This window comes from Methylobacterium sp. WL12 (assembly GCF_008039475.1).
GTDB lineage: Bacteria > Pseudomonadota > Alphaproteobacteria > Rhizobiales > Beijerinckiaceae > Methylobacterium > Methylobacterium cerastii.
In genome coordinates this window covers 18,134-27,186 of the sequence record NZ_VRUW01000067.1, presented here as the reverse complement: position 1 = coordinate 27,186, position 9,053 = coordinate 18,134, and the positions used below count along the sequence as shown (strand labels likewise).

General features: G+C 74.4%; 4 protein-coding genes. All 4 read left to right on the top strand.

The features are described from left to right. Positions 1–1,421, top strand: a 1,421-nt coding sequence (locus FV226_RS20295; RefSeq protein WP_246691665.1) for an amidase, incomplete at its 5' end; no start/stop codon positions are given. Positions 1,422–1,518: 97 nt separating this feature from the next. Then, positions 1,519–1,716, top strand: coding sequence for a hypothetical protein (locus FV226_RS20290; protein ID WP_147764301.1), 198 nt, complete (start codon positions 1,519–1,521; stop codon positions 1,714–1,716). 253 nt (positions 1,717–1,969) lie between these two features. Continuing rightward, a complete protein-coding gene (locus tag FV226_RS20285) occupies positions 1,970–3,526 on the top strand; it encodes an alpha/beta hydrolase domain-containing protein (protein WP_147764300.1) in 1,557 nt (518 codons plus the stop codon). A gap of 104 nt (positions 3,527–3,630) precedes the next feature. After that, a complete protein-coding gene (locus tag FV226_RS20280; RefSeq protein ID WP_147764299.1) occupies positions 3,631–8,970 on the top strand; it encodes an alpha-2-macroglobulin in 5,340 nt (1,779 codons plus the stop codon). Positions 8,971–9,053 lie beyond the last annotated feature (83 nt).

The window sequence follows — 9,053 nt, the reverse complement described above, 5'->3', positions numbered from 1 at the left end:
TGACCCAGCCCACCACCCCCTCCACGACACAGGACGTCGTCTTCTCGGACGCGACCCGGCTCGCCGAATTGATCCGCACTCGGCAGCTCTCGCCGGTCGAAGTCGTGCAGGCGCATCTCGACCGGATCGCGGCGGTCGACCCCCAGATCAACGCCATCGTCACCGTCGCGGAGGGCGCGCTCGCCGCGGCCAAGGACGCGGAGGCGGCGGTGATGGCGGGGCGGGAGCTAGGACCGCTTCATGGGGTGCCGTTCACCGTGAAGGATTCGATCGACACGGCGGGCATCATGACCCAGCGCGGCTCGCCGATCTTCAAGGGCCGCACGCCCGAGGCCGACGCGACCAGCGTGGCGCGCCTGAAGCAGGCCGGCGGCATCCTGCTGGCCAAGACCAACCTCCCCGAATTCTCCTACTGGATCGAGAGCGACAACCTGCTCTCGGGCCGCTCGAACAACCCCTGGGACCTGACGCGCACGCCGGGCGGATCGAGCGGCGGCGAGTCGGCGGCCATCGCGGCCGGCATGTCGCCCCTGGGGCTGGGCACCGACCTCGCCATCTCGGTCCGCGGCCCGGCCGCGCAGACCGGGATCGTCTCGCTCAAAGGCACCCACGGGCGCGTGCCGATGACCGGCATCTGGCCGCGGGCGCCGCGCCGCTTCTGGCACGTCGGCCCGATGGCGCGCTCGATCCGCGACCTCGCGCTGGCCTTCTCGCTGCTTGCCGGCCCCGACGGCGAGGACGGCTACGCCAGCCGGTTCGAGGCCGGCGCGGCGCCCGCACCGGACCGTCCGCTGCGGGTGGGCTGGCTGGTCGAGCCCGGCTTCGGGCCGGTCGATTCCGAGGTCGCGGCGACCGTGCGGGCGGCGGCCGAAGCGCTGGCGAGCCTCGGTCACACGGTGGAGGCCGTGCGCATCCCGGCGCTGGAGCGCGACTTCGCCCTCGACGTGTTCAACAAGCTCCACGTGATGGAGATGAAGCCGGCCTTCCGCGCGGCGACCGCCGGGCACGAAGACCAGATGTACACGATGGCCAAGACCATGCTGTCGCTGCCCGACACCACGATGGCGGAGTACGTCGCGGCCGAGCAGGCGGCGGAGCGGCTCCGCGACGGCTACGCCGCCTACTTCCGCGACCACGACATCCTGCTGACGCCCGTGCTGCCGGTGCCGGCGCACAAGCACGGCATCAAGGAACTCGTCGTCGACGGGAAGACGGTCGACCTGACCTACCTCCAGGGCGCGACGGTGCCGCTGAACGTGACCGGCCTGCCGGGGCTGTCGATGCGGTTCGGAACGAGCCGCGAGGGACTGCCGATCAACGTGCAGGTGGTGGGCCGCTGGCAGGCGGAGGCGACGATCCTGCACGCCGCAGCGCTCCTGGAAGGAGTCAGCCCGGTGCGCGGGCTTCACCCGAGCCTGTAGGCGACCCGCGCGCATCCGGGGCGGGCGTCCCCGCCCTGGACGGGACGCCCCCGGATGCCGACCTACGCCGTCTCGACAGCGCTCGACCGCGCGGGCGGTGACCGCCGAGGAGCGGGCTCGCATCGTCGCCATCCATGCGGTCGAGGCGGGGGCACCGCGATGCCTCGTCCAGGTCGTCATCCAGGCGGTCGACCCGGGGTCGATCTTCATCGGCGGCGCGCCGGCCTCGCCCGATCACGTCTGGGTCCGCGTCGCCATCCCCGCGGGCCGGCCCCCGGATCGGAAGGCGCTGTGAGGCGCATCATGGCCGAGACGAGCGCGATCCTCGGCATCGCGGACCACGACGTCTGGGTCGCCATCTCCGAGCATCCCCGCCCACGGCCTCCTGGAATTCGGCACGGTGCTGCCCGAGCCCGGCCAGGAGGATGCGTGGCTCGCATCGCTCCCCGAGCCCTTGCGCGAAAAGCTCCGCCGCATCGCCGGACGCGGAGGCTGCCTAGCCGCCACCGCGCGATTGCGCCAAGCTGCGCCGGAAAATGGGTCCTTGCATGAAACGCATCCTGTGCGCCGCCGCCCTCGTCCTCGCGCTCGGCACCGCCGCCGAAGCCAAGGTGGTCCGGCTGGAGATCGTGGGCAAGCAGCCCTACGGCAGCTTCGCGGCCGGGGCCTACGAGCGCTGGGACGGGCGGGTCGTCGGCGAGCTGGCGTTGGACGAGGCGGGCATTCCCGACCTCGACAAGGCCGGGCGCAACGCCGCCGGAAAGGTCGAATACGGCGCGCGGATCATCCTGTTCCTGCCGGTCGACCCCGCCGCCGGCAACGGCGCCCTGCTGGTCGACGTGCCCAACCGCGGCAAGGCCTACGCCCACGCGCTCTACAACAGCCCGCGGGCGCTCCCGATGGCGTCGGGCAACCTCGATGCCGGGACGGGCTTCCTGGAGGATCGCGGTTACCGGGTCGCCGAGGTGTACTGGGAACTCGGCCAGGGCGCCGACCTGCCGTCGTTTACCGACGCGGAGGGACGGCGACGCTTCGTCGAGGGGGTCGGCTTCGCCATCGTGCGGGACGCGGCCGACTTCCTCGCGCACGCCGCCGGGGACGCCGCCGGCACGCCGAACCCGCTCGCCGGCGGCGTGAGCCGCACGCTGGCCGTCGGCAAGTCGCAGGACGGGCGCTTCCTCAAGACCTTCCTGCTGCACGGCTTCAACCGGGCCGAGGGCCGGCGCGTCTTCGACGGGATGCACGTCTTCGTCTCGGGCGCCGGGCTGCTGCCGATCCTGCGCTCGGGGCTAGGGCCCGGATCGAGCGCCGACGGCGCGCCGAACTTCGCCGACCCGGAGTTTCCCGGCGTCCACGACGGGCGGCTGACCGTCGGCGCGATCGTCGCCGCGGCCGAGGCGCGGGGAGAGGTGCCGCCCAAGGCGATGCTGCTCAATTCCACCGTGGACTATGCGTCGCTGCGCGCCTCGCTGGGCCGTACCGGCGCCTCGGGCACCGCGGACCTCGCCCTGCCGGGCAACGTCCGGATGTACGACGTGGCCGGCGCCTCGCACGTCACCGTGCTCAAGGCCGAGCCCTGCACCCTGCCGCCGGGCCGGCTCGACTGGGCGCCGGTGGCGCGCGCGACCCTGCAGCGCCTGGACGGCTGGGTCGCGCGGAACGAACCTCCGCCCGAGACCCGGCTGATGCCGCTGGAACCGGCCACCGGCGACCCGGCCGTGCTGCAGCCGCCCAAGGCCCTGCCGGATGCGGTGGTGCAGGTGCCGCGACGCGACGCCGACGGCAACCCGCTCGGCGGCGTGCGCCTGCCCGACATCGCCGTGCCGCTCGGCGTCCACGGCCTGCAGAACGCACCGCTCTCCACCTTCACCTGCTCGCTCGTCGGCGCCTACCGGCCGTTCGCGCGGACAGCCGGCGGGGGCGGGCCGCCTTCGCTGACCGAGCGCTACCGAAACCAGGCCGACTACGTGAACCGCGTGCGCGCCGCCGCCCGGGAGGCCGCGGCCCAGGGCTTCCTGCTGCCGGAGGATGCGGCGATCGTCGTCAACGCGGCTGCCGAGACCCCGATTTTCGACGCGCAGACCCCGTCGGCGCCGCCGCGCTGATTGCGGCCGGCCGGCCGGGTGCTAGGGTCCGCCGGCATTCGCGCACCGCGCGAATCGCCGGCGCCGCCGCTCGCGGCGCCCGGCGCGACGGGACGAGGACGACCATGCTGGGATCGGGGTTCGGGCGTCGGATCGGGCTTCTGGCCGGGCTCCTGGTCGCGACACCCACTTTGGCGCCCTCTTGGGCTCAGGCGCCTGCGCCCGGCGCGCGCCCCGCGGCCAGGCCCGCCTCGACATCCGCTCCGACTCCCGCGGCGCGGCCCGCGCCCGCCTTCGCCAGACCCTTCGTGCGCGAGGCGCTAGCGAGCGCGGCCGTGCGGCTCGAGGCGTCGCTGAAGGGCGAGTCGGGCGGGGTCACGAAGAATCCCGCCGCGTCGCGCCGCGCCGCCGAGGCGCTGCTCGCCGACGACAAGCCCGCCGAGGCGCTCCCACTGTTCTCCGCCGCGGCCGCCGGCGACCCGTCCGACATCCAGGCCTGGCTCGGCTACGCGCGGGCGGCCGACGCGGTCGCCGGGGACGACGAGAACAAGGATTACGAGGGCCGCGCGCGCCTGCGCGGCCGGGCGCCGGCCGCCGCCTATCAGGCCTACCAGCGCGCGCGCACCGCCCCCGAGGCGGCCCAGGCCCTGGCCCAGCTCGCCGAGATCCAGGGCGGCCGGGCGGAGTGGCGCCCGGCGCTCGAAGCCTACGCCGCGAGCCTGGCCCTCGACGACGTGGCCGCGGTGCGCGAGGCCTACGAGACGATGCGCGCCGAGCACGGCTTCCGCATCCTCGACTACAAGGTCGACGCGGACGCCGCCGCCCCTCGGGTGTGCTTCACCTTCTCCGAGCCGGTCGCGGCCAGGACCGACTTCGCCCCCTTCGTCGCGGTGTCGGGCGCGACCAACGCCGCGGTCACGGCGGAGGGCGCGCAGGTCTGCGTCGACGGCTTGAAGCACGGCGGCTCCTACGCCTTCGTCGTGCGCCAGGGCCTGCCCTCCTCGGTCGGCGAGGTGCTGCTGAAGTCGGCCGACTACGAGGTCTACGTCCGCGACCGCGCCCCCCAGGTGCGCTTCACCGGCCGCAACTACGTCCTGCCCCGCACCGGCCAGGCGGGGGTGCCGCTGGTCTCGGTCAACGCCCCGAAGCTCGACGTCGAGGTGCTGCGCATCGGCGACCGCGGCCTGCTGCCGTCGCTCCGATCGGAGGAGTTCCTGGGCCAGCTCAACGGCGCCACCGCGCGCACCATCGCCGCGGAGAAGGGCGTCCAGGTCTGGAAGGGCACCCTCGACACCGCCAAGGCCGAGGTGAACCAGGAGGCGGTCACCGCCTTCCCGGTGCTGCAGGCGGTCGGCAAGCTCGAGCCCGGCCTCTACGTGATGCTGGCCCAGCCCTCCGGCGCCGTCGCGTCGTCCGAGGGCGAGGACGGCTACGAAGCGAAGGCGACGCAGTGGTTCGTGGTCTCCGACCTCGGGTTGACCGCCTTCAAGGGCCGCGACGGCGTCCACGTCTTCGCGCGCTCGCTCGCCGCCGCCACGGTGGTGCCGAACGCCGAGATCCGCCTCGTCGCCCGCAACAACGAGGTGCTGGCCACCCGCCGCACCGACGAGAGCGGGCATGCCGCCTTCGATCCGGGGCTCGCCCGCGGGGAGGGCGGCGCGGCGCCGAGCCTCGTGGTGGCGCAGGTCGGCGACGATTACGGCTTCCTCGACCTCAACCTCGCGGCCTTCGACCTCACCGACCGCGGCGTGAAGGGCCGGGCCGACGCCGGCGCGATCGAGGCCTACGTCTTCCCCGAGCGCGGGGTCTACCGCTCCGGCGAGACCGTGCAGATCACCGCCATCCTCCGCGACGGGCAAGGCAAGGCGGTGCCGAGCCTGCCGCTGACCCTGGTGGTCAAGCGCCCCGACGGCGTCGAGTACCGCCGCGTCTCGGTGGCCGACCAGGGCCTGGGCGGGCGCGCCCTGCCGCTGCCGCTGCTCTCGGGCGCGATGCACGGCACCTGGCGGATCGCGGCCTTCACCGACCCGAAGGCGCCGGCCGTCGGCGAGGCCTCGTTCCTGCTCGAGGACTACGTCCCCGAGCGGCTCGAGGTGACGCTGAAGCCCGAGCAGCCGGCCCTGCGCAAGGGCGAGGCCGCGAAGGTCGCGGTGACCGCGCGCTACCTCTACGGCGCGCCGGGCTCGGGGCTCGACGTCTCGGGCAGCGTCACCGTGCAGGCGGCGGCCGCGAGCGGCGTCAAGGGCCTGGAAGGCTTCCAGGTCGGCCTCGACGACGAGGCGATCGAGGCCTCGACCCAGGAGATCGAGGCGCGCGCCACCACCGACGCCAAGGGCGAGGCCGTGGTGACCGTCCCGGTGCAGGCGCTCGCCGCCCCGCGCCCGCTGGAGGCCAAGATCACCCTGGCCGTGGGCGAGCCCGGCGGGCGGGCGCTGTCGCGCAGCCTCACCCTGCCGATCCTGCCCGAGGGGCCGGTGCTGGCGATCCGCAAGGGGTTTTCGGACGATTTGCCGGTGAACGGCACGGCGGGCTTCGACGTGGTGATGGCGACCCCCGACGGCACGCGGCTGGCGCAGGGCGGCGTGACCTGGACGCTGTCGCGCCTGGAGCAGACCTACCAATGGTACCGCGCCGACGGCCGCTGGTCGTTCGAGCCGGTGAAGTCCGTGCGCCGCGTCGCCGACGGCACCCTCGACCTGAAGGCCGACGCGCCGGCCAAGGTCGCGCAGGCCCTCGGCTTCGGCAAGTACCGGCTGGAGGCGAGCGCGCCGGGCAAGCCGGGGGCTGCGGCGAGCGTCACCTTCAGCGTCGGCTGGGGCGGCTCGGAGACGGCCGACGTGCCCGACCTCCTCGACCTCACCCTCGACAAGGCGGCCTACAAGGCCGGCGACACCCTGCAGGCGCGGCTGAACCCGCACTTCAAGGGCCGGGCCACCGTGACGGTGGTCGGCGACCGGGTCCAGGTGGTGCGCGACGTGGACGTGCCGGAGGCGGGCGCCACGGTGTCGATCCCGGTCAAGGCCGAGTGGGGCGCCGGCGCCTACCTCGTCGCCACCGCCTACCGGCCCCTCGACCAGGCGGCCAAGCGCCTGCCGGGCCGGGCGCTCGGGCTGGCGTGGTTCTCCGTCGACCGGGCCGAGCGCGCGCTCACGGTCTCGGTCGAGACCCCGGCGAAGGCCCGGCCGCGCCAGGACCTGACCCTGCCGATCCGCCTCGCGGGCCTCAAGTCCGGCGAGGCAGCGCGCGTCACCGTGGCGATGGTCGACGTCGGCATCCTCAACCTTACCCGCTACGAGGCGCCGAACCCCGTCGCCTACTTCCTCGGCCAGAAGGCGCTCGGCCCCGAGATCCGCGACGTCTACGGGTACCTGATCGACGGGATGCAGGGCACGGTCGGCGCGATCCGCTCCGGCGGCGACGGAGCCGGCGCGGAGCTCGCGGATTCGCCCCCGACCCAGGCCCCGCTCGCGCTCTATTCCGGCGTGGTGAGCGTGGCCCCGGACGGCAGCGCCAGCGTCACCTTCCCGGTGCCCGCCTTCAACGGCACCGCGCGGGTGATGGTCACCGCCTGGAGCGGTGCCCGCGTCGGCCAGGCCTCGGCCGACGTGATCGTGCGCGACCCCGTGGTGGTCACCGGCACGCTGCCGCGCTTCCTCAACGCCGGCGACCGCTCGCGCGCCTTCGTGGCGCTGGACAACGTCGAGGGGCAGGCCGGCGACTACACCCTCGACCTCGACCTCGCCGGCCCGGTGCTGGTCGGCGCGCAGGCGGTGCGCTCGACGATGCGGCTGGAGGCGGGCGCCAAGGGGCAGCTCGTCGTGCCGATCACCGCGGCCGGCCCCGGCACCGCGACCCTCGACCTGACGCTGTCCGGCCCCGGCCTCGCGGCGGGCGTCGGCCAGCGCTTCACGCTCGCGGTCTCGCCCGGCACCGGTGCGCTGGTGCGGCGCGAGGTGCGCACGCTCGCGCCCGGCGCCGGCCTGCAGGTCTCCGGCGACCTCCTCGCCGACATCCTGCCCGGCACCGGCACGGTCTCGGTGGGGGCCTCGGCGCTGCCCGGCATCGACGTGCCGGCGCTGCTGCTGGCGCTCGACCGCTACCCTTACGGCTGCTCCGAGCAGGTGGTGAGCCGGGCGATGCCGCTGCTCTACGTCAACGCGCTCGCCGCCCGCGACCGGCTCGCCCTCGACGACACCGTCGACGCCCGGATCCGCGAGGCGATCGAGCGGGTGCTGTCGCGCCAGGATGCGAGTGGCGATTTCGGGCTGTGGTCGGCGCAAGGCTCGAACGACCTCTGGCTCTCGGCCTACATCACCGACTTCCTGACGCGGGCCCGCGAGCGCGGGTTCGCCGTCCCGCAGGTCGCGTTCGGCCAAGCCCTCGACCGCCTGCGCAACGCGGTCGCCAACACCACCGAGGTGCGCGACGGCGGCACCGACCTCGCCTACGCCGCCTACGTGCTCGCCCGGAACGGCCGCCCGGTGATGGGGGACCTGCGCTACCTCGCCGACACCAAGCTCGCCGACTTCGCCACCCCCCTCGGGCGGGCGCAGATCGCGGCGGCCCTGGCGCTGCTGGGCGACCGCGGCCGTGCGGCCAAGGCGATGGACTCGGCGCTGACGGCGCTGCGCTCCGAGCGGGACAAGCAGAGCTACCGCGCCGACTACGGCTCGCGCCTGCGCGACGGCGCCGGCCTGCTGGCGCTCGCCGCCGAGACCGGCTTCTCGCAGGCCGCGCTGACCCCGGTCTCCGCGGTCCTCACCGAAGAGCGCGCCTCGGGGCGGGTCACCAGCACGCAGGAGAACACCTGGATGGTGCTGGCGGCGCAAGGGCTGACAAAGGAGTCCGACGCGCTGTCCTTCACCGTCGACGGCGCGCCCCAGTCCGGCCCCCTGGCGCGCAGCTACAAGGCGGCGGCGCTGGAGCGCCCGGTGGCGATCGTCAACACCGGCCGGGCGCCGGTGCAGGTGGCGCTCGGTGTCTCCGGCAACCCGGTGACGCCGGAGCCGGCCGACGCGCGGGGCTACACGATCGAGCGGAGCTACCACCGCCTCGACGGAAGCGTCGTCGACCCCGCCCGCGGCATCCGCCAGAACGACCGCCTCGTGGTGGTGTTGAAGGTGACGGAGGCCAAGGCCAGCGCCGGCCGCCTGCTGCTGGTCGACCGCCTGCCCGCAGGCCTCGAGATCGACAACCCGAAGCTCCTCGACGCCGACGGGCTCAGCGGCCTGGCCTTCGCGAAGTCCGACGTGCAGCCGGTCCACACCGAGTTCCGAGACGACCGCTTCGTGGCCGCCTACGACCGCACCCCCGAGCAATCGGCCTTCTTCACCGCCGCCTACACCGTGCGCGCGGTCTCGCCGGGCACCTACGTCCACCCGGCCGCGACGATCGAGGACATGTACCGCCCCGAACGCTTCGGCCGCACCGCGTTCGGCTCCGTCGAGATCGGGGCGGCGAAGTAGGGATGGCGGACGAGCGAGACCCGGTGGCGCGCGCGGCTCCCTCTCCCATGGGGAGAGGGCTGGGGTGAGGGGCGTGACCTCTC